General features: G+C 41.5%; 15 protein-coding genes. 6 read left to right on the forward strand and 9 right to left on the reverse strand.

Features of this window, described 5'->3' with window-relative positions; translation table 11 throughout:
- Window positions 1-58: 58 nt before the first annotated feature.
- Window positions 59-520: a hypothetical protein gene (locus tag MB380_RS21640; RefSeq protein ID WP_253531716.1), complete on the reverse strand. Its 462-nt coding sequence runs from the start codon at window positions 518-520 to the stop codon at window positions 59-61.
- 241 nt (window positions 521-761) lie between these two features.
- The gene (pth, locus tag MB380_RS21645) at window positions 762-1,322 is read right to left on the reverse strand and encodes an aminoacyl-tRNA hydrolase (RefSeq protein WP_101724872.1); all 561 of its coding nucleotides are present in this window, start codon (window positions 1,320-1,322) and stop codon (window positions 762-764) included.
- Between the two features lie 135 nt (window positions 1,323-1,457).
- On the opposite strand from pth, the gene pyrR reads away from it, so the two are divergent.
- Window positions 1,458-1,991 (forward strand): bifunctional pyr operon transcriptional regulator/uracil phosphoribosyltransferase PyrR, encoded by a 534-nt coding sequence (pyrR, locus tag MB380_RS21650; RefSeq protein ID WP_101724873.1) that lies wholly within the window; start codon window positions 1,458-1,460, stop codon window positions 1,989-1,991.
- A 4-nt stretch (window positions 1,992-1,995) separates the two neighbouring features.
- Here pyrR and MB380_RS21655 read toward each other — a convergent pair whose 3' ends face one another.
- Complete coding sequence (locus MB380_RS21655; protein ID WP_253531718.1) at window positions 1,996-3,066, reverse strand: aminotransferase class I/II-fold pyridoxal phosphate-dependent enzyme; 1,071 nt, start codon at window positions 3,064-3,066, stop codon at window positions 1,996-1,998.
- A 12-nt stretch (window positions 3,067-3,078) separates the two neighbouring features.
- The gene (locus MB380_RS21660; protein ID WP_253531720.1) at window positions 3,079-3,924 is read right to left on the reverse strand and encodes a GDSL-type esterase/lipase family protein; all 846 of its coding nucleotides are present in this window, start codon (window positions 3,922-3,924) and stop codon (window positions 3,079-3,081) included.
- Window positions 3,925-4,079: 155 nt separating this feature from the next.
- On the opposite strand from MB380_RS21660, the gene MB380_RS21665 reads away from it, so the two are divergent.
- The gene (locus MB380_RS21665) at window positions 4,080-6,002 is read left to right on the forward strand and encodes a sensor histidine kinase KdpD (protein WP_253531722.1); all 1,923 of its coding nucleotides are present in this window, start codon (window positions 4,080-4,082) and stop codon (window positions 6,000-6,002) included.
- A gap of 63 nt (window positions 6,003-6,065) precedes the next feature.
- Window positions 6,066-6,749 carry a response regulator transcription factor gene (locus MB380_RS21670; protein WP_253531724.1) on the forward strand — a complete coding sequence of 228 codons (684 nt, stop codon included), beginning with the start codon at window positions 6,066-6,068 and terminating at the stop codon, window positions 6,747-6,749.
- A 65-nt stretch (window positions 6,750-6,814) separates the two neighbouring features.
- Here the strand turns inward: MB380_RS21670 and rpoN are convergent, their stop codons facing one another.
- From rpoN to MB380_RS21695, 5 genes are all read right to left on the reverse strand, one after another.
- Entirely contained in the window at window positions 6,815-8,287 is a 1,473-nt protein-coding gene (rpoN, locus tag MB380_RS21675) for an RNA polymerase factor sigma-54 (protein WP_253531726.1), read from the reverse strand.
- Window positions 8,288-8,566: 279 nt separating this feature from the next.
- Complete coding sequence (locus MB380_RS21680) at window positions 8,567-12,004, reverse strand: efflux RND transporter permease subunit (protein WP_409014637.1); 3,438 nt, start codon at window positions 12,002-12,004, stop codon at window positions 8,567-8,569.
- Window positions 12,005-12,106: 102 nt separating this feature from the next.
- Complete coding sequence (locus MB380_RS21685; protein WP_253531728.1) at window positions 12,107-13,279, reverse strand: efflux RND transporter periplasmic adaptor subunit; 1,173 nt, start codon at window positions 13,277-13,279, stop codon at window positions 12,107-12,109.
- Window positions 13,280-13,335: 56 nt separating this feature from the next.
- Window positions 13,336-14,664 (reverse strand): TolC family protein, encoded by a 1,329-nt coding sequence (locus MB380_RS21690; protein WP_253531730.1) that lies wholly within the window; start codon window positions 14,662-14,664, stop codon window positions 13,336-13,338.
- Between the two features lie 22 nt (window positions 14,665-14,686).
- On the reverse strand, window positions 14,687-15,307 hold the full coding sequence (locus MB380_RS21695; RefSeq protein WP_253531732.1) for a TetR/AcrR family transcriptional regulator: 621 nt from the start codon (window positions 15,305-15,307) through the stop codon (window positions 14,687-14,689).
- A gap of 426 nt (window positions 15,308-15,733) precedes the next feature.
- On the opposite strand from MB380_RS21695, the gene MB380_RS21700 reads away from it, so the two are divergent.
- From MB380_RS21700 to MB380_RS21710, 3 genes are all read left to right on the forward strand, one after another.
- On the forward strand, window positions 15,734-16,777 hold the full coding sequence (locus MB380_RS21700) for a quinone-dependent dihydroorotate dehydrogenase (protein WP_253531734.1): 1,044 nt from the start codon (window positions 15,734-15,736) through the stop codon (window positions 16,775-16,777).
- 158 nt (window positions 16,778-16,935) lie between these two features.
- Window positions 16,936-17,463, forward strand: a complete 528-nt coding sequence (locus MB380_RS21705) for a YceI family protein (RefSeq protein ID WP_253531735.1) — start codon at window positions 16,936-16,938, stop codon at window positions 17,461-17,463.
- Between the two features lie 380 nt (window positions 17,464-17,843).
- The gene (locus tag MB380_RS21710) at window positions 17,844-20,249 is read left to right on the forward strand and encodes an outer membrane beta-barrel protein (protein ID WP_253531737.1); all 2,406 of its coding nucleotides are present in this window, start codon (window positions 17,844-17,846) and stop codon (window positions 20,247-20,249) included.
- Window positions 20,250-20,310: the final 61 nt, after the last annotated feature.

A 20,310-nucleotide genomic window follows, 5' to 3' on the forward strand; every position in this document is an offset into this window, starting at 1 on the left:
TCTATTCAACCCTAACCTATTAAACTATGAAAAACTTAATTCTTTGCTAAGTTGAGCCTTAGCGACCTAACATTTCAACCACAACCGGGCTTACTGCGTTTTCTGGTTCAATTGGCTCAACGTTTGACTGGTAGTTCCACAGCACGTTAATAATCTTTGTAGTAGCTATTACCTTGTTTCTCCAGGCCTTTGCCTCTTCGCCACGTAGATTAGAAACTTTCGTTTCAATGTTAGCTGCTGCTTCGTTAAACGCTGCTTTCTGAGCTGAACTCAACGCCATAAATTTGGCAGGAGAGGCATTATACAGCTTTACAACATTTACAAATATACCCCAATCTTCGGTCTTTACAAATTTTTTCGCTTTTTTCGACATGAAGTTCGCGAAATCTACTTCAGCACCTTTTACCAACATCACTTCCTTCTTGGCTGAGTCACGGTCATTTGCTTTTACAATATTTGCAGAAATCAAGAATGACCCAAGTACAACTGCAAATATAACGGATTTAAATGAATTTTTCATTGTTTTGTTCTATTTTTATCTTGTGGATAACGATGCAAAACTACAGCGAAAATTAATATAATCCAAATATGCAATCGGTACAGGTGCCGAATATTGTTCTAAATATATTCTTACCTATGGGCTATTTTCAGAATTTTACATATTCAATAAACGAGAAAACAAAATTTTGTTCGTCTTAGAAAAATACAACTTATATAAAATTCCAAAATTGTCAAATATGAAAATTCTTTAAATAATACAATCATTCGTTGAAAAAATTCATTGTTCGTTCGGAGCCAATCGTACAAAAACTGGTAATTATGTCGTCGGCTCGGTCTAATCTTGCGACCAACTGGCTCATTTCATCTTCGCTAAAAGGCTCCAGAACGTAATTTACCTGCCTTCCGGAAGGGAAATCATTGCCGATTCCGAAGCGTAACCGATGATAATTCTGCGTTCCCAGCTTTTCTTCAATATTCCTTAAACCGTTCTGCCCACCGTGCGAGCCCTTGGTCTTCAGGCGCAGTTTACCAAAAGGCAGAGCCAGGTCATCGCATATCACCAACAGGTTTTCAACCGGTATTTTTAATGCCTGCAACCAGTAGTTTACGGCATTACCGCTCAGGTTCATATAAGTAGTGGGCTTGATACAGTATATCTGGCGGCCTTTGTGCTTAAATTCGGCTGTATAGGCCAGCCTTTCCATCTTAAAACTGAAGTTATTTTGTGCGGCCAGGCGGTCTAGCACCATAAAACCTACATTATGACGAGTGAAAGCATATTCAGGACCAATGTTTCCGAGCCCGGCAATCAGATATTTCATTTTTTTTAATGAGCGAATTAGTGAATGAGAAAATGAGTCGATAAATTTGTCGGCAAAGTTCCTAAAATTTGACGACAATCTTTAACAATAGACACCAATCACACAATTACAATTCCATTATTTATTAATTTTTGTATGAAACGACTTATTCTTACCAATCCGCTTCTTGACATCACTATTAACCGTTTATGTCAGCAACTGATTGAAAACCATAAAGATTTTTCTAATTCAGTAATACTGGGTCTGCAACCACGTGGTATATACCTGGCAGAGCGAATAACGCAAAAACTAAAGGAAGAAACTGGCGTTTCGATTAAATTGGGTTATCTGGATGCAACTTTTTACCGTGACGACTTCCGCCGGAGAGATTCGCCCCTTAAACCCAACGAAACCAAAGTGCCGTTTGTGATTGAAAACAAAAAAGTGATTCTGATAGATGACGTACTGGCAACCGGAAGAATGGTTCGGGCTGCTATTGATGCCATGCAGGCTTTTGGAAGACCCGAAAAAATAGAATTGCTATGCCTCATTAACCGCAGGTATGTGCGAGATTTGCCAATTCAGCCAGACTACACCGGCATGAAAGTAAACACACTAGACAGCCAGCGGGTGTTAGTAGAGTGGAAAGAACAAGGCCACGAAGAAGACAAAATATGGTTAATGGGCTGATGGCCTACTTCTCTGCAAATGCCCTGCACTTACCAGCCAGTAAATCTATTTGCTCTTCTGTATGCCAGGCGCTTATAACAATACGGGTATTAGGCTTGCCTGTTTTAATTGGGTAAGCAAAGCTGTAAATAAGTATGCCGTTTTTAAACAGGTAAGTATAGAGGTTATCATGGCTGGTGTAAAAAACCGGATAAGCTGGCTGAAACCCAAACAAAGACTGGGCTGATTGCAGTTGAGAAACAAACCGCCCTATATTCTTCTGCAAGCGCTTATAATTACGTTTGTAGATTTCATCTGCTCTCAGGTAGGCGTACAAATAAGCCGGAGCAATAGGAGAACAAGAGGCAAAATAGGCAGTATGCCTAAGGGCATTAATGGTTTGCTTGTCGCTAAAAACAACTCCACCCGGAATCCCCATTGCTTTATGTAATGACGAAACAACTATAAGGCCTACATTAGGCTTTACTTCTATCTGCTGAAAAATGCCCGCGCCATTGTTACCGGTAATACCCAACCCGTGAGAATCGTCTATAACCAGCGTAATGGCCTTGTTTGTGGGTAAAGTTTTAACCCAGCCAAATGGGTAGGCTGTTGCTCTTAAACCATCTGTTGAATTACATACAATAACCGAATGTGCTGCATTTGTATCATTTATTTGCTGTGCTATCTGCTCTGACCACTCCTGAAAACTCATGGCGGGCAACTGCACTTCAGGTTCGTGGAAGTTGGCCGCATGGCTCTGTGGTGCATAGAAAAAGGCCACCTGTTGCGTTTTCAGGTATTGCGCCACTACTTGCCCTGCCAGCATGCCGGACGACAGCGTCAGGGCCACCTCTGCCCCTACCCAGTCTGCAAGCTTGTTTTCGGCGGCTTCGTAAACTGCCAGCTGTACATTACCGTTACGGGAACTGCCGAATGACAAACCATATTGATGCAGGCCTTCTATCAGTAAATCTCTGAACGCTGCATCCTGATTCATACCCAGATACGACGTGCCACTAAAAAAGTGATATTCCTGCTCATTTAGTACTATCTTGTTTGCAGGCTGCTGATGTATAGTAAAGTGGTTGTGCATGGGTTATGTGCATTATCTGGCTGAAATAATAAATGCCTTGGCTAAATCAAGCAACATGCTGCCGGAAACAGAATTGAGATGCAGGTTATCGGGCGTAAGCAGATTACCATGTTTTGCACTGATGGAGTCCCAATCTTTACCCAGAATATAATGATTGATTAACGAAAGCATGAATAGTCTGGTGGTATCTTCAAACGTATAAATACCCTCATGCGGATTTGCCCCTAGATATTCTTTCTGTTTTTCTCTGAAAGGCACATACCCTATACCCTGTTCTATTGCCAGTTCTTTAACAAAAAGGCTGTAATCGTCTGCCTTGCGGTTGGCTTCATGTACCAGGTCTTCGCTCATTACCGGCAATGATACCAGCGCTATTTGAGCCCGGGTCTTTTGCTTTAACAACTTTACTATTTCGCGATAATTATTTTTGAACGAACCAAAGTCAGGAATAGTGTCTTTCGAAATCCTCCCAGACTGTTTATAACTATTCAGATTTGCCAAACCCATAGTTGCGTTTACGTCATTAGTGCCAACCAGAATAATCAGGTAATCCGGCTGGCTGCCAATTACGTCTTCTATCCTGTTCAGTATAGAAAAGGTAAGGTCAGAATTAATACCCGCGTTTAAAACCTGCATATCCGGCAGCGCTTCTGCCAGACCGTCAACCCAGTTATAACTTAAATTGCCCTGGGTAATGCTATCACCCAGGCACACCAGCGTTTTTCTGGTTGCATCTAGTTTTTTCCGATTCTCCGGCGACGGATAATTGTCTGGTTTACTGCGGGCGATTTTCTTCCAAAAAAACGCATAAACACAAGCAAGCCCCAATAGTATTGCAATTAATAAAAGCCAAAGCATTAGCGGTTCTGATAAATGTTAAAACTGTAAACCTAATGATAATATCTGATGTTAAAAAGTGTTAAATAAGACAAATTTTCATTTGTTTGGCGTTAATTTCGTGGATAAACTTTGTTTTATATAATGTATCAGGTTTGCGTTTAATGAGCCAGCAGATGAACTTCAGAAATATTATCATATTTATGCTTATTGCCATGATTGGGCTTATCACCTTTCAATGGTACTGGATAGAGAATGCCATTTCAGTACGGCAGGAGCAATTTGACCGCAACGTAAACGATGCTTTGCAGGAAACCGTCAAAAAAATAGAAAAGCAGGAGATTATTTTTCTGGCTAATCAGCAAATGAAAATTGAAGAGCAGAAAAGGCTACTGGCTATTACTCAGAAACAACAAGAGAAAAAACATGTGTCTAAACTTTCAAAACCTGAACAACCGGAAGATTTCGGCCTGATGTTTAACGCAGAGGCTCCTACTGTATCAAATTTTTCAAATGGCGCTGACAGGTTTAATCCGCATATAGCTACTGCCCCTGCAACCAGAATACGTAAGCAAGGTAATAATACGGTGGCTGCTACCGATGTTTTCGGCGGTGTGCAGTTGTTTGAAATACCCGTAAAGCAAATGGATTTGATAAAGGAAATGCTGGAAGAACAAAACCTGGTGGTAGAAGACATGAGCCAGCCAATGAAAAACAACCTTTTACGCCAGAAAACCGCCGAAGATTTAATACGGGAGTTTAACCGCCAGATGTTGTCGGTAAACAAGCATAGCCAGGAAGGCCACCAGATTAGCATTGGTGGCGACGACAGAACCAACAGCGTAATCAGTTTTGGATACTCTTATACTTTTCCATCTATTGACACCCTGAATCTGGCACTTGTGAAGCCCCCAAAACGGAAACCCGCCGAAAAACCCGAAGAGGTTTCAAAGGCAATTATTAATGACCAGGAAAATATTGAGCGCACCAAAAACAAAGCCGAACTGGTTAAAGATGTATTAACAGACGTGATTCATGGTTCGCGTGATATTCATGAGCGCCTTGACCGTATTTCGCTCGATACCTTATTGAAAAAGGCATTGAAAAGTAAGGGCATCATTATTCCTTATCAATATGTGGTTAAAGATAACTCTAATATGATTTTTGCATCTTTTGCCACCAACCCGAATTCTGATTTTGTAAAAGATGCTTATAAGGCGCAGTTGTTTCCAAGCGACCTGCAACCTCAAAACCACTATTTATATGTGCATTTTCCAGATACCCAGGGTTTTATTTTAAGTAATATGTGGACCGTTTTTGCTAGTTCTATTCTGTTAATTCTGATGATTGGCGGTATATTTTATACCTCCGTCAATACAATGCTGAAACAGAAAAAGCTGGCTACTATCAAGAACGACTTCATCAATAACATGACCCACGAGTTTAAAACGCCCATTTCAACGATATCGTTAGCTGTTGAGGTGATGAAAGACAATGAAGTGAAGAAAGATAATAGCAAGATGACCCGATATCTGAATATTATTCAGGATGAAAACCGCCGACTGGGTACACAGGTTGAAAAAGTTCTGCAAATGGCATTGCTTGACAAAGGGGATGTAAAACTAAAAATGGAGCGAGTAAATATTCATGAAACCATTGAGCAGGTGCTGCACAACCTGAGCGTGCAGATTGAACAGAAAAACGGAATGGTGCATCTGGAGCTGGATGCTGAGCATCCGGAAATTGAAGCAGATGATGTGCATCTGACCAATATTATCTTTAACTTGCTCGACAATGCCAACAAGTATTCTCCTGAAAACCCGGAAATTACCATTAAGACAGAAAACATTGACGATTACCTGAAAATAACTATTGCCGATAAAGGTATCGGGATGACTAAAGACCAGCTGAACAAGATTTTTGAACGTTTCTACAGGGTTCCCACAGGCAACCTGCACGATGTAAAAGGCTTTGGCCTGGGTTTAAGTTATGTGAAGAAAATGGTGGAGTCGCATCAGGGTATCATACAGGTTGACAGTAAACCTGGTGACGGCAGCCGCTTTGAGGTATATCTGCCTTTGAATACCAAAATTGCTTAGTATCTGACAAACAGTCTGAATTTATATTCAGAAGGTTTTTTAACCGCCACGCTCATATATACTATGAAAGTTTTATTGACAGAAGACGACCCAAACCTGGGCATGTTATTGCAAGAGTACCTGACCGCCAAAGGATTTACTACCGACCTGGCCAGAAATGGAGAAGAAGGTATTAAAATGTTTATTGAGCAGGGTAACTATGCCATGTGTATCTGCGATGTGATGATGCCTAAAAAAGACGGGTTTTCGTTGGCCAAAGAAATACGCATGAAAGATAAGGAGGTACCTATTATTTTTCTGACAGCGAAGTCAATGAAAGAAGATACCATTCAGGGCTTTAAAGTGGGGGCTGATGATTACATAACCAAGCCTTTCAGTATGGAAGAGCTGCTGATGCGGATGAAGGCCATCTTCAGGCGTATTAATAAGCAGGAGTCTGAAACACCTGCCACGGTTTTCAGAATAGGCGCTTATAGTTTTGATACCCAGACAAACACCCTGACATTAAACGAAACACAAAATAAATTAACAACGAAGGAGTCAGAACTGCTGAAACTACTTTGCCAGAACAAAAACCAGTCGGTAAGCCGTAGTTTTGCCTTAAAGCTCATCTGGGGAGACGACAGTTATTTCAATGCCCGCAGTATGGATGTTTATATCACGAAACTCCGCAAGCACCTGAAAGAAGACCCTGCCGTACAGATTATGAATATGCATGGCGAAGGGTTTAAATTGATAGTAGGATAAGATATATTGAAAAGGGGTCTGCGAATTATGTTTGCAGCCCCCTTTTAAGTTTGGCTGGTAATACCTTACAACTGCTTTCTTAGACGGGCTACCGGAATATTCAGTTGCTCACGGTATTTGGCTACTGTACGGCGCGCTATGTTATAACCCCGCTTGTTTAGTATTTTTTCAAGTTTATCGTCTGACAAAGGCGCATTTTTGGGCTCATTGTCAATCAGGTCTTTCAGAATATTCTTCACCTCTCTGCTGGAAGCATCCTCGCCCGAGTCTGTCGAAATACCCTCAGAAAAGAAGTATTTAAGCGGATAAATGCCAAAATCGGTTTGTACGGCTTTACTGTTAGCAACCCTCGAGACCGTTGAAATATCCATGTCAATTCTAATAGCAATATCTTTCAGAATCATAGGTCTTAGCTTAGACTCGTCTCCTTCCAGAAAAAAATCGTACTGATAATCTACTATGGCCTTCATGGTTTTAAGCAATGTTTGCTGCCGCTGCTTAATGGCGTCAATAAACCACTTGGCGGCATCCAGTTTTTGCTTCACGAAGGTTACGGTCTCTTTTATACTTTTATGCTGCGCCGAACCATTCTTGTCTGTTTTGTCATAAGTATCAAGCATGTCGGCAAAAGAACGGCTTACCCGTAATTCAGGCGCATTTTTTGAATTAAGAATAACATCCAGTTTACCATTATTATTGGTAACAATAAAATCGGCTAACAGATATGCCGCCGTGCTATCGCCATTGCCGGTGTTACCTGGTTTAGGGTTTAGCCTTGTTATAACCCTGATGGCATCTTTCAAAACCTCATCATCAATGTCGAGTCGGCGTTGAATTTTTTCATAATGCTTTTTTGTAAACTCATCAAAAAAATCAGTAATGATTCTGATTGCTACCTGAACTTCAAAATCTTCATGATTCTTACGTTCAAGCTGTAGCAAAAGGCATTCTCTTAAATCTCTGGCACCAATACCTGAAGGCTCAAAAGTTTGAATTTTTTTTAGAATCTCAGCCAGTTCTTCCTCATTAGTATAGATATTCTGAGTAAAGGCCATATCATTACTAATAGAACGCAACGGCCGGCGGATGTACCCATCTTCTTCTATACTGCCAATGAGTTGCTGACCTATGGCCTCCTGGCGTTCGTCCAGTTTCAGATACCCCAATTGCTGTATCAGCGACTCGGCCAGGGTGCTGGTTGCCACTATGGGCATTACGTCTTTGTCTTCTTCTCCCCATCCATCGCCATACATTTTATAACCGGCGTAATCGTCCTGATCCAGATATTGTTTTACATCCAGGCCTTCATAAGTTTCATACTCGTTATATTCATCGTAATCGTCGCTATAATCATCTTCATATTCATCTTTCACCCGGTCGTCCATATCCAGCCCCTCTTCAAGAGCCGGGTTAACCTCCAGCTCCTCTTCTATTCGTTGGTCCAGCTCGGCCGTAGGTATCTGCAACAGTTTAATAAACTGTATCTGCTGAGGAGACAGCCTTTGCTGAAGTGATTGATTAAGACTTAACTTTTGCATGTGAATTGTAGAATTTTTTCAATTGGAGTGGATTATGGCAACCCCCCTCCACATTTTTCGTGCCAAAAAGCCCGAGCAGTAATTAAAGGAATGGGTTTTTTATTGAATGAACAAATTTTTGAGACAAAAAATTGTAATTAAAAAACCTAAAAAAAGACAATTAATTGAAAATAAGCCAATTATGAAGCATTAAGAAAACTTTAATTCTATAAAAATACCCTACAAGAGTTTATGTCCTGTAGGGTATGTAATAAACCTGCCACATGTTGAAATTGGCTTTTAGACCATTGATTCGGCGGCTCCGGGTTGCTGTTTTTTATTCTTACGGAAATACTTATCGCGCACTCTCTCATTAATGTAGTACATACAAGGCACAATCACCAAAGTAAGCACAGTTGAGAACGACAGACCGAAAATAATGGTCCAGGCCAGAATACCCCAGAACACGGCACTGTCTCCGCCGATAAAGATATGGGGGTTCAGATCTGTAAATAAAGTTACGAAGTCCATACTTAAACCTAATGCCAAAGGCACAAGACCTAATACAGCTGCCGAGGCCGTTAAAAGTACCGGAGTAAGACGCACCCCACCGGCTTCAATAATAGCCTGCTTTAACGGATACCCCCTACTTCTTAACTCATCAGTAAATTCTATCAGTAATATACCGTTTTTCACCACAATACCTGCCAGTGCAATGATACCCACACCCGACATGATAACAGAGAATGTCATACCAAATGCCATAAAGCCAAGGAATACCCCTATGAACGAAAGCAAGATGGTAACGAAGATGATAACCGGTTTCACTACAGAGTTAAACTGTGTTGCCAGAATGAGGTAAATGAGCAATACTGCGGCTCCGAGTGCGCCCATCAGGAATATCATAGACTCCATCTGTTCTTCCTGCTCTCCGCCCATTTTAACGGCGTACCCGCTTGGTACCGTCATACGGTTTATTACTTTGCTTTGTATCTCTTGTACAATTTCGTTGGCATTATAACCATTGAGTACCTCTGAGCCCAAAGTAATAATTCTCGACTGGTCTTTGCGGTTAATCTGGCTGAACGTTGTTGAGTAAGTGATATTGGCAATTGAGTTTAAAGGTACCTGACGCAACACCCCGCCGAGGTTCATATCACGATAGGTGATATTCATACTCAGAAGTTTTTCAATGCTGTTACGGTCATTTTCTTTCAAACGCAATTGTATCGGATACTCGTCTTTATCGTCTCTGAACTTCGAAATCTCAGCTCCGAACAAAGCGGTACGAACAGCCATTGCTACCTGCGACGTGCTGATGCCCTCACGCTGTGCTTTTACTTTATCAACATCAATAATGATTTCCGGCTTATTGGTAATCAGGTCAGACTTTAACTCTTCTATACCTTTAATACCCTCTTTTTCGATATTCTTACGGACTTCCTTTTCCAGCTGAATCAACTGGTTAAAGTCATCACCCATAATTTCAATCGAAATTGGTTTACCTGTCGGTGGGCCGTTGTTTTCTCGTTGAACCGAAATTTCTGTACCGGGTATTCCTTTAATTTCGTTTCTCATCTGGTCAAGAATGGCTGCAGACGAAATATCGCCTCGCTCTTCTTTTTTCACGAAAGCAATGGTAACCTTAGATTTCTGCGGCGTGGCCGAACGGTCAGGGTTAAACGGATCTCCGGCATTTTTACCTACGTTTGATATAACCGAGTTAATGGCCGCTTCTGCTTTGTTTTTCTTGATGATACCAAATACCTTTTTCTCAATAACTTTGGTTACGGAGTCGGTTACGCGGGCGTCGGTACCCACAGGCATTACGTTATATACATATATGTAGTCGGGCTCTCCGCTTGGGAAGAAAATTACCTTTGGCTGCACAATGCCCAGCATTACAAAAGTGAAAATCAACAAACCAAACATACTTATTACGGCAAAAACCGGGCGATACCCTGTGATTATCCAGGCAATAAGGCGGCGATACGCGTTTTTGAAACGTGGCAGTGCGCCGTCCTGAAACGGGATAATTACTTTTGGTGTCAACACAAAATGATTGAACGCATAAAGAATGGCCATCAGCACTATGAAATTACCAATACCTACATTTATAAAGTAGGCAGGCAGTGCCACAATAGCCATAATAATAAGTGGCCGCTGAATAGACTTAAAGCTGGTATCTTCATGTTGCTCTTCGTCATGCCTGCGCATAAATGAAATGGCAAACACAGGGTTAATTACGTAGGCAACAATTAAAGATGCAAACAAAGTATATATCAGCGTTATAGGCAGAAACTTCATGAACTCACCCACAATACCCGGCCAGAATAACAGTGGGAAGAACGGAGCGATAGTAGTAAGCGTACCTGACAATACCGGAAGGAACACCTCAGATGCCGCCAGACTCACCGCGTCTTTTATGCTCAGATTCCTGAAGCGGTTAAACAAGCGGTGGGCGTTTTCTATTACCACAATGGCGTCATCAACCACTATACCTAAGCCTAACAAAAATGCAAAAAGTACGATTGTATTAAGCGTAAAGCCAGAAAACCAAAGCGGTATAAAGGCAATAAGCGCTGAAAGAGGTACTGAAAGCCCCACGAAAACGGCATCGCGCACACCCATGAAAAACATCAGTACAATTACAACAAATATAAAGCCCAACACAACTGTGTTAATCAAATCGGCGATTTCGCTTTTTACACGCTCTGATGTGTCGGCAGTAATTCTGGCTTCAAGGCCACGGGGGAAACGTTCCTCGCGGTATTTCTCCAATAATTCTTCAATCCGCTCCGACACGTCAATCACACTGGCACCTGCTCTTTTTATTACGTTAAGGGTTACAACGCGTTTACCATCCAGGCGTGCAAAATCCTGTTGCTCTTCGTTGCTGTCTACAACTTCGGCCACATCACCCAGCCTTACCGTTGCACCGGTTGAGCTGCGAATCTGTACGTCTTGTATCTGATACACATCTTTAAATTCTCCTTTTACACGAATGGTGCGGCGTACATTGTCTACATTCAGGTCTCCACCTGAAATATTGATGTTTTCTCCCTGAATAGCGGTTTGAATGTCATAGAATGTAAGACCGGTAGACTGCATTTTGTATAAATCCAGATTTATCTGGATTTCTCTCTTAAGTGTACCAACAATATCAACCTTTGTGATTTCGGGGTACGACTCTATGTCATCCTGTAATTCTTCAGCATAGTCTTTCAGTTTTTCTAAAGGAAAATTGCCGGCCAGGTTGATGTTCATAATCGGAAACTCCGAAAAGTTTACGTCCTGGGCTGTCGGGCCGCTGTCCAGCTTTTGAGGCAGGTCTCTTTTGGCTTTATCAACGGCGTCTCGCACACGCTGAAGCGCCGCCTCAACCTTTACATCCGGATTAAACTCAATAAGAATAACCGATACGTCTTGCAAGGCATTAGACTTGATGCGTTTTACACCCGTAATGGTTTTTAGCTGCTTTTCAATCGGTTTATTGATTACGTTCTCTATGTCAGAAGGCGTTGTTCCGAAATAGATGGTCTGAACGTAAATCTGTGGGACTTTAATATCCGGAAACTGCTCTTTCGGAAGGTTGAAGTAGATACCCAGACCTGCCAGAAATATCATAACCGTAAATATATAGACAGTGGTCTGGTTATTCCCCAGCCATCTGACCATCCCATAAATCATCCCACTACCGTGAGGAAGATCCTGTTTTTGTAAATCGTCGTGTTCCATAATCTAAAACCTCTGAAAGGCTTATATGATTTTTAATTTTTTAATTTGAAGACATAAAGAAAGCTAGCATTGGCAATTGCCGTGCTGCCTTTCCGGTAATGATTAGAAGCTTATCAGCTGGCCGTCTACCAGGTCCTGATATCCCTGTGTAACTAAAAGATCACCCGCCTGTAAACCCGAAACGATTTCAATGTCGCCACCATAGGTGAGCCCGGTAGTGATTTTACGGCTGCGAGCCACTTTTTTACCGCCTTCTGTTACAGCAACGTAAACAATATTGCCGCTCTCATCCTGCTGAATCAGATTACGGTTGATAATGATGGCATTGCTTTTGTTCTGGTCGTTTACGTTCATAACAGCTGTCATGTTGGGTTTCAGCTGTTTGTCTATCTTAGGAACCGACGCCTCAATGGTAAAAGTACGAGAGGCCGGATTAACTGTCTGGCTTACAAAAGACAATCTGGCTGTGGTTTCTTTACCCAAATCCGGGAACTTTATGGTTACAACATCGCCCTGTTTAATAGTACCCGCATAAGAGTCGGCAGCTTGTGCTACCACTTTCAGGTTATCTGAGTTCACGATTCTTACAATACCAAGGCCAGGGGCTGCCAGTTCGCCTGCTCTCTGGCGTACTTCATCCACAAATCCGTTCATGGGCGCTGTTACTTTGGTCATAGCCAATTGGCTTTGCAACGTAGCCAGGCGTTTTTCCAGAGCCTCAACATTGCTTTTGGCCTGAATATACTGTACTTCTGTACCGATTTTCTGATCCCAGAGATTCTTTTGCTTGTTATAAAACACACGGGCGGTTTCCAGTTGCACATCAACCTCCTGAAGAGACTGTTTCATTACCGAATTATCAATAGTGGCAATGGCCTGGCCCTGTTTTACGTAGTCTCCTTCTTTTACATACAGATTGGTGATAGCGCCACCAATTTGCGGAGAAACAAAAATGTTGTTTTTGGCATCAAGCCTGCCCTGAAACTCAACATAATGCTGGAAATTCTGAGCCGAAACAGGTGTAACCGAAACGCTTAGTACTTTTTCGGCCTCCTGCTTGGGGTCAAGCACCTTTAGTTCGCCTTGTAGTTTCTGAATTTTTTCTGAAATCGTTTTTTCTTCGGCCTGTAGTTTGGCAAGCTCTTCTTTTTTCTGCTCAACACTATTGCCTCCGCCTTTCGAACAGGCCGCAACCAGCACAACAAGTACAAGGGCAAGTGTTATATTAGAAAATCCTGAGAGGGTCCTGTAATGGGTAAGAGATATATTTTTCATACAAAATGTGTTTTATTAATACTTTATGTCTTGAATTGTAATTGATGGTTTTCAGGCTACTCTATCCAAAGTTTACCCAATGCTTTGTCTAAATCAACTTTGGCAATGAGTACGTCATACAGAGCAGCAAAATAATTGGTTTGTGCTTCTTTCAGAGCCGACTCGGCATTGACTACCTCAATATTTGAGCCTGTTCCGGCCTGATACTTAATTTTTGTAACTCTGATAACCTCTTGTGCCAGTTCAAGATTTCTTTGTTGCACATTCAGGCTCTCAAGGCCGTTTTTAAGACTGATTGAGGCATTTTGAGCCTGTAAATCGAATGATTCGCGAAGCAACAATGCGCTTTGGTCAAGTTTGGTTAGTGAAATCTGTTGTTGTTGCACCTGTATTCTTCTTAAGCCGCTGTCATAAATAGGTATTGTTACGCCCAGGGTTAAGGCAGAAGAACCAAACCAGCGTTCAAACGGGTTAAAACGGGTATTACTGTGGCCGGCACCAAATGTGCCGTTGAAAGAGAGTTTCGGAATAGCACCCTTTTGAGTACGCTCAATGTCGAGCAAAGCCAGTTGTCGCTGAACCATCAGGGTAGAGTATTCAATCCGGTTTGCATAGTCAACGCCCTGATATTCAGTAAGGGCCAGCGCATTAACATTGGTATCAGCCAGTTTGTCTGTCAACACAATTGGCGTATCCAGTTTAAGCCCCATCTGAAATTTCAGAAGTGTCTGGCTCAGAGCAATCAGGTTCTTTACTTTCTGGCTTTCGGTAATCAGGTTATTGCGTTGCACCTCCAGGCGGTCAAGGTCTATTTTCTCAATAAAACCCTGCTGAAACATGGCTTTCATTTCTTTGATTAATGAATCAAGACGGGCAATGTTCAAATCAAGTATTTTGCCTCTTTCGTCGGCAACCAACACTGAGTAATAAGCCTTGGCAATGTTTTCGGCCACTGCAATTTTTGAATTTGTAACGCCTCTTTTTGCCAGTTCGCGGTAAACCGGAGCGGCTTTAAGACCTACCAGCCAGGTGGCATCAAAAATAAGCTGGTTTAACCCTACACCGGCCTGCCCTGCCCAGGGTACACCAAACTTAAATTTGGTAACGGCGCCGTCTGGTGCGTTAGGGTCAAAGTTTTTGGCATCTATCAGCTGCGTTGGTATAATGGCGTTGTAGGTATACTGAAACTGGCCGTTTATCTGGGGCATACCAGATGCCTTAATTTGCCTGATTGTCAGCTCAGCACCTAATATATCCAGTTCGGCATTTTTTACAGACAGGTGGTTTTTTACACCATACTGTACAGCCTCTTTCAGGGTAAAGGTCTGTTGGGCATGTGTGGCTACTCCACAGATTAGGAAAAAAATCAGGTATTTTATTCTCATATAGTTGATTGTTTTATTAAAATTAAAAATGCTCAAGATGGGCATCCTGCTGGCATTTCTCATAAAAAGCCAGCCCCTTGGGCGTCATAATGCCTCTCAGGAAATGGTCAATGAGCGTGGTATGTACATCCATCTGATTAAAACTATCCGGAGGGAAAACCTCCCGGCTAAAAGCAAACTCAACTTCTTCCATTCGTAACCGGGAGAGTATCTCTATATTGATATCTTCACGGTAGTATCCCTGTGCTATACCTTCTCTCAGGTTTTGTTTTACTATTTCTAAAAAATTAACCTTGTTGTATTCCTGAAAAAGCTGCCATGTTTTAGGATGATACTTCTTCAAATCATAAAACACAGCCGGGTTAATGGTTGAGGCCTGTTTGCGCAGCAGCGTGGTTTCTTTAAAGACCTGTTCAATAGGATTAGCCGACTCTTTATATATTCGCTCAGACTCTTCGATGTCGCACACCATGTTGGTACGGGCAATCTCATAAACTATAGAATCTTTGTCTTCGAAATTCTGATAAATCGTCTTTTTTGAAATGCCGAGTTCTGACGCAATGTCGTCCATTGATACGCTTCTTATCCCGAATTTCCGGAAGAGCGATTCGGCAGTCTTTAAAATTCTTTCTTTAATTTCCATTTACATTTTCTGTGCTTCTTATATCATTATAGTAAGGTTATCTAAGCGTAGAAACTGTGGAAACTTTTGAAAGGTTCAAAGTTTTTATAATTTTTTTTAGAACCCTTTAAGTAGCACAAAATTGAGCCTTACAGAAGTATTTGCCAATTGATATATGATGAACCACAATTATTTGCTGATAAACTTATCATTAACCGCTGTAGATTTGGTTTATACCCGATTTTAAAACAGACACATTGTTTATATATCAACAAATTTTTGTACTTTTTTTAGGTGTGTTTTTCGGGAGCAAATCAATTAATCAATTTTTTGCGGAAATCCCCCCGTATCATGTAATTTTGCTGTCTGTATGACAATTCTACCGGGCTTACCTGATATTTCGTTTTATTTACAACAATTTTGCCGTAGCACGGCTTATCATTTTTAATGACTTTCTATAAGAAATACGTTTTTCCTTATCTTACTCGCTACGACGCCGAGAAGATCCACTACAAAGTGATGGATGTACTGAAGTTTGTTTGCAAGATTCCTCTGGCGCCATCAGTTCTAAGATTTATTTTTGAAAAAAAAGACCCTCGCCTTGAGCGTAAAGTATTTGGCCTCCGGTTCAAGAATCCGGTAGGGCTGGCAGCCGGATTTGATAAAAACGGCGTATGGACTGACGAATTGGCGAATCTGGGTTTTGGTTTTATAGAGATAGGAACCGTTACGCCCAGGGCGCAGTTGGGCAATGATAAACCCCGGCTTTTCAGACTAAAGCCAGACGAAGCTCTGATTAACCGCATGGGGTTCAACAACGAAGGTTCGACGTTTGCAGGCAGGGAACTCCGTAAAAGAAAAACGAAGGTTATTGTAGGTGGCAACATAGGTAAAAATAAAACCACCGAAAACGACGACGCTGTTTATGATTATCTGAAAGCTTTTAATGACTTATATCCTTATGTAGATTATTTTGTGGTTAATGTAAGTTCGCCCAATACGCCCGGCCTCAGAGCACTACAGGAAAAAGAACCCTTAAAGTATTTATTAAAAGTATTGGAACGAGACAACGGGCGGAAGTCTAAACCTAAGCCTATATTACTGAAAATTGCTCCGGACCTGACAAACGAACAATTGGATGATATCATTGAAATAGTGAAAGAAACACGTATTTCGGGTGTAATTGCTACCAATACGACCATCAGCCGTGACGGACTGGTAACTGACCGGGCAGAGGTTGAAGCCATTGGCGCCGGTGGCCTGAGCGGCAGGCCTTTAGCAGCCCGTTCGACGGAAGTGATACGGTATCTTTCTGAAAAATCTAAGAAGGCATTCCCTATTATTGGGGTGGGTGGTATTCATTCGCCAGACGATGCCATCGAAAAACTGAAAGCGGGTGCCTCGCTGGTTCAGATTTACTCAGGCTTTATATATGAAGGCCCCGGCCTTGTAAAAGACATCTGTAACAGAATTCTTCAAGATAAAATATAACATAAGCTGCTTCTTATCTGTTATTAACAAAAAATCATTTAGACATTAAATGATTTTTTGTTTTTATGAACTTTTTTTAATGACATTTGTTTTCTATGTATATACATACAATGTAAAAACACGAAAAAAATTATTAACAATAAAAACTATTTAAAACAATGGCAACATGGACTATTGATGCTTCTCACTCAGAAGTACAGTTTAAAGTAAGACACTTGATGATTTCAACCGTAACTGGTACTTTCGGTTCTTATGAAGGAACGGTAGAAACCGCTAACGACACAGATTTTGAAGGCGCTTCTATCAAATTTTCGGCCGATGTAGACAGCATTTCAACAGGACAAGAGCAAAGAGACGGCCACTTGAAATCGGCTGATTTCTTTGACGCAGCAAATTTCCCGAAAATTTCATTTGCCTCTACTTCATTTGAGAAAGTAGACGACGAGAACTATACACTAAAAGGTGATTTGACAATGCGCGGTGTAACCAAGCCTGTTACATTGAAAGCTGAGTTTGGTGGTGTGATGACAGATTTTTATGGACAAACAAAAGCCGGATTTGAAATTGCAGGTAAAGTAAACCGTCAGGATTTTGGTTTAACCTGGAGCGCAGTAACAGAAGCAGGCGGAGTGGTAGTAAGTGATGACGTGAAACTGGTACTGAATATACAGGTGGTGAAAGGTTAAGAAACGCTTTTCTGAAACCAGAATCAAAAAAAGAAACCCCTACTTTACAGCAGGGGTTTTCTTTTTTAAAAAGTATGATTTAGTTTAGGTTTATTGCTTGTTTTATGAAATGACAAGTCAAATATATGGATATTTTATTAAACGCAATATATTTATTAAAATTTTTTATTTTTTCTTTCGTCGCTACTTAAACGGCTTTTGTACGGTTTTATCTTTTTTTCATCGTTTTAAGTCCGCTTTTTACCCTCTCCTTAATTTTATATTTTTTATTAGATTACTGCAATCAACGCATTAAAGCCTACCATTTAGCATTTTTTAATCATTTCAGCAGCCTTTTTTGGTTAGTTTTGCCGAAAAAATACCGCATTACTGCTATTCAAATGAAAAAAGCTATTCTTTCTATTTCCATTTTTATTTTTCTGCCTGCTTTTGTTTTTTCTCAGACTTTACCCATCCGTATTCAGTTGACAGAAAGCAACCAGAGCCCAGTTATTGGCGCCACCATCAAAATTGTAAACCGGGCCGATACAACCAAAGTGCTTAACGCCACCACCGACACCCTGGGCATTGCCAGGTTTAGTTTACAGGTGGGTCGGCAATATACGCTTTTGGCCACATCTATTGGTTACAAGGCAGTACAAAAGGGTATAAGTGTTTCTGACAAACAAAGCAGTTTTAAGTTTGTGATGGAAGCCGACAACCAACTGCTGGGCGATGTAGTGGTAACCGCCCGCAAACCATTAATGCAACAGGAAGACGACAAAACCGTAGTAGACCCTGAACCCATTGCCAATACCAGCACTAGCGCTTATGAAGTGATGGAAAAAATACCTGGCCTCTTTGTTGACCAGGACGGAAACATTTATCTGAGCACCACCAGCCCTGCCGCAATTTATATAAATGGCCGCGAGCAGAAGATGAGCACGGCTGACATTGCCTCTATCTTAAAAAGCCTGCCACCTAACAGCATTGAAAAAATAGAGATTCTTCGTACGCCGTCGGCAAAATATGACGCCAGCGGAAGCGGTGGGGTTGTGAATGTAATTCTGAAAAAAGGAGTAAAAATTGGCCTTACCGGAAGCGTAAATGCTGGTATGAATCAGGGTAGATACGGAAACCAGTTTATAGGTGCCAGCCTTAATAACAGCAGCGGCAAGCTTACCTCGTTCTTGAATCTGAATTATTCACACCGGAATAGTTTTGAGGAAATAGAAACCACCCGGAGGTTTTCGGCCGACAGAGAGTTATCTCAGAAGGCCTTTACTACTTACCCGGGCAATATGGTCTACGCCGGATTTGGATTAGGGTATGAGCTTACAAAAAAATGGGAGCTAAATTATGACGGCCGGTTAAGCTATAATCAGAACAACTCGTCATCCAGCAACGAGAGCGTTATCCGTAGCCTGAGTTCCGCCGGTATCCTTACCAATAACATCAACACAACTGATAACAAGGGAAATAACTATTCTGTTAATCAGGGGGTTTCGTCTAAATACAAGATTGATTCGCTGGGTTCGGAATGGACCAACGACGTGTCGTTTAATTATTTCAACAACAAAACCGACCAAATTTTTAATACCGCCTACTTAGTACCTGCAGGCACAGCTACCGGCGGAACAGGTAACATAGGAAACACCCGTAATTTTCTGGCCTTACAGTCGGATATAAAATGGAAACTTCCACATAAAATTACTTTTGAATCAGGCCTGAAAGCTACATTTCAGAACTTTACCAGCGCCACTGCTTATTACTCTAAAGCAGGCGAAACACAAAGCATTGATTTTTCAAGAACCAACGAATTTAATTATAATGAGCAAATCTATGCGGCTTACGTTCAGCTATCGAAGACTTTCGGAGAGTTTATTCTGAAAGCCGGAACAAGGCTTGAAAACACCAACATGAACGGGCATCAGGTTGTACCCAACGACACTTCATTCAGAATTAAAAGAACAGACCTCTTTCCGTATGTTTACCTGAGCCGAAAACTGGCCAGAATTGCAGGTTACGATATGCGTGCGTATCTGGTGCATCGGCGTTCAATTACGCGCCCGGTTTATGAATACCTTAATCCGTCGCCGCGTTTTATTGACCAGTACCTCTATGAAATTGGAAACCCCTCATTAAGGCCTCAGTTTACACAAAACTTTGAGGTAAATATCAGTGTTGAAGACCGGCCGATTTTTGCCGTAGGGCGTAATTACACACAAGATATATTCACGAATGTAATATATCAGGACCCTAAAAACCAGAGTGTTGCTTACCGTACTTATGACAACCTGGGCAAAAACCAGGAGACCTATTTCCGGATTCTGGGGGCGGTTCCTCCCATAAGCCGATATTTCTTTGTGGCAGGGGCACAGTATAATTATAACGACTATAACGGCCTTTATGAAAACGCGCCGCTTTCGTTTCAGAGGGGTAGTTGGTCGTTTTTTACATTCCACCAGTTTAAGGTTGATAAACTCACCAACATCAGCATGAATGGTTTTTTCAGAATGAAAGGCCAGCAACAGTTTTATGAGCTAAGCAACTTCGGCAATCTGAACTTAAGTGTAAACCGCCAGTTTTTTGAAAAAAAGCTGATGGTTAACCTTAGTATCAATGATGTGTTCTACACCAATAAAAATAACTTTACCATTAACCAGGGCAGTATATCGGCGTTTGGTTTCCGCCGGGCAGATACCCGCCGGGTTGGCTTTAACCTTCGTTATAATTTTGGTTTAAGAAAAAAAGACGAGCGCAACAACCCTTTCAATTTTGATAATCTCGAAAAAAGCAGCAATTAATGCCCCCAAGCCAATGATTTTTTGCTAAAAACGCTTTAGCAATGGCTTTAATTTGAGGTTT

The sequence above is a fragment of the Emticicia sp. 21SJ11W-3 genome, from assembly GCF_024138715.1.
GTDB classification, from domain to species: domain Bacteria; phylum Bacteroidota; class Bacteroidia; order Cytophagales; family Spirosomataceae; genus Emticicia; species Emticicia fluvialis.

Excerpts from the sequence above, each read along its gene's own strand:
- pth (WP_101724872.1), bottom strand. The coding sequence starts at position 1,322 with ATGAAATATCTGATTGCCGGGCTCGGAAACATTGGTCCTGAATATGCT.
- MB380_RS21680 (WP_409014637.1), bottom strand. The coding sequence starts at position 12,004 with ATGGAACACGACGATTTACAAAAACAGGATCTTCCTCACGGTAGTGGG.
- pyrR (WP_101724873.1), top strand. The coding sequence starts at position 1,458 with ATGAAACGACTTATTCTTACCAATCCGCTTCTTGACATCACTATTAAC.
- MB380_RS21700 (WP_253531734.1), top strand. The coding sequence starts at position 15,734 with ATGACTTTCTATAAGAAATACGTTTTTCCTTATCTTACTCGCTACGAC.
- MB380_RS21655 (WP_253531718.1), bottom strand. The coding sequence starts at position 3,066 with ATGCACAACCACTTTACTATACATCAGCAGCCTGCAAACAAGATAGTA.
- MB380_RS21695 (WP_253531732.1), bottom strand. The coding sequence starts at position 15,307 with ATGGAAATTAAAGAAAGAATTTTAAAGACTGCCGAATCGCTCTTCCGG.
- MB380_RS21710 (WP_253531737.1), top strand. The coding sequence starts at position 17,844 with ATGAAAAAAGCTATTCTTTCTATTTCCATTTTTATTTTTCTGCCTGCT.
- MB380_RS21690 (WP_253531730.1), bottom strand. The coding sequence starts at position 14,664 with ATGAGAATAAAATACCTGATTTTTTTCCTAATCTGTGGAGTAGCCACA.
- MB380_RS21670 (WP_253531724.1), top strand. The coding sequence starts at position 6,066 with ATGAAAGTTTTATTGACAGAAGACGACCCAAACCTGGGCATGTTATTG.
- rpoN (WP_253531726.1), bottom strand. The coding sequence starts at position 8,287 with ATGCAAAAGTTAAGTCTTAATCAATCACTTCAGCAAAGGCTGTCTCCT.
- MB380_RS21705 (WP_253531735.1), top strand. The coding sequence starts at position 16,936 with ATGGCAACATGGACTATTGATGCTTCTCACTCAGAAGTACAGTTTAAA.
- MB380_RS21685 (WP_253531728.1), bottom strand. The coding sequence starts at position 13,279 with ATGAAAAATATATCTCTTACCCATTACAGGACCCTCTCAGGATTTTCT.
- MB380_RS21665 (WP_253531722.1), top strand. The coding sequence starts at position 4,080 with ATGAACTTCAGAAATATTATCATATTTATGCTTATTGCCATGATTGGG.
- MB380_RS21660 (WP_253531720.1), bottom strand. The coding sequence starts at position 3,924 with ATGCTTTGGCTTTTATTAATTGCAATACTATTGGGGCTTGCTTGTGTT.
- MB380_RS21640 (WP_253531716.1), bottom strand. The coding sequence starts at position 520 with ATGAAAAATTCATTTAAATCCGTTATATTTGCAGTTGTACTTGGGTCA.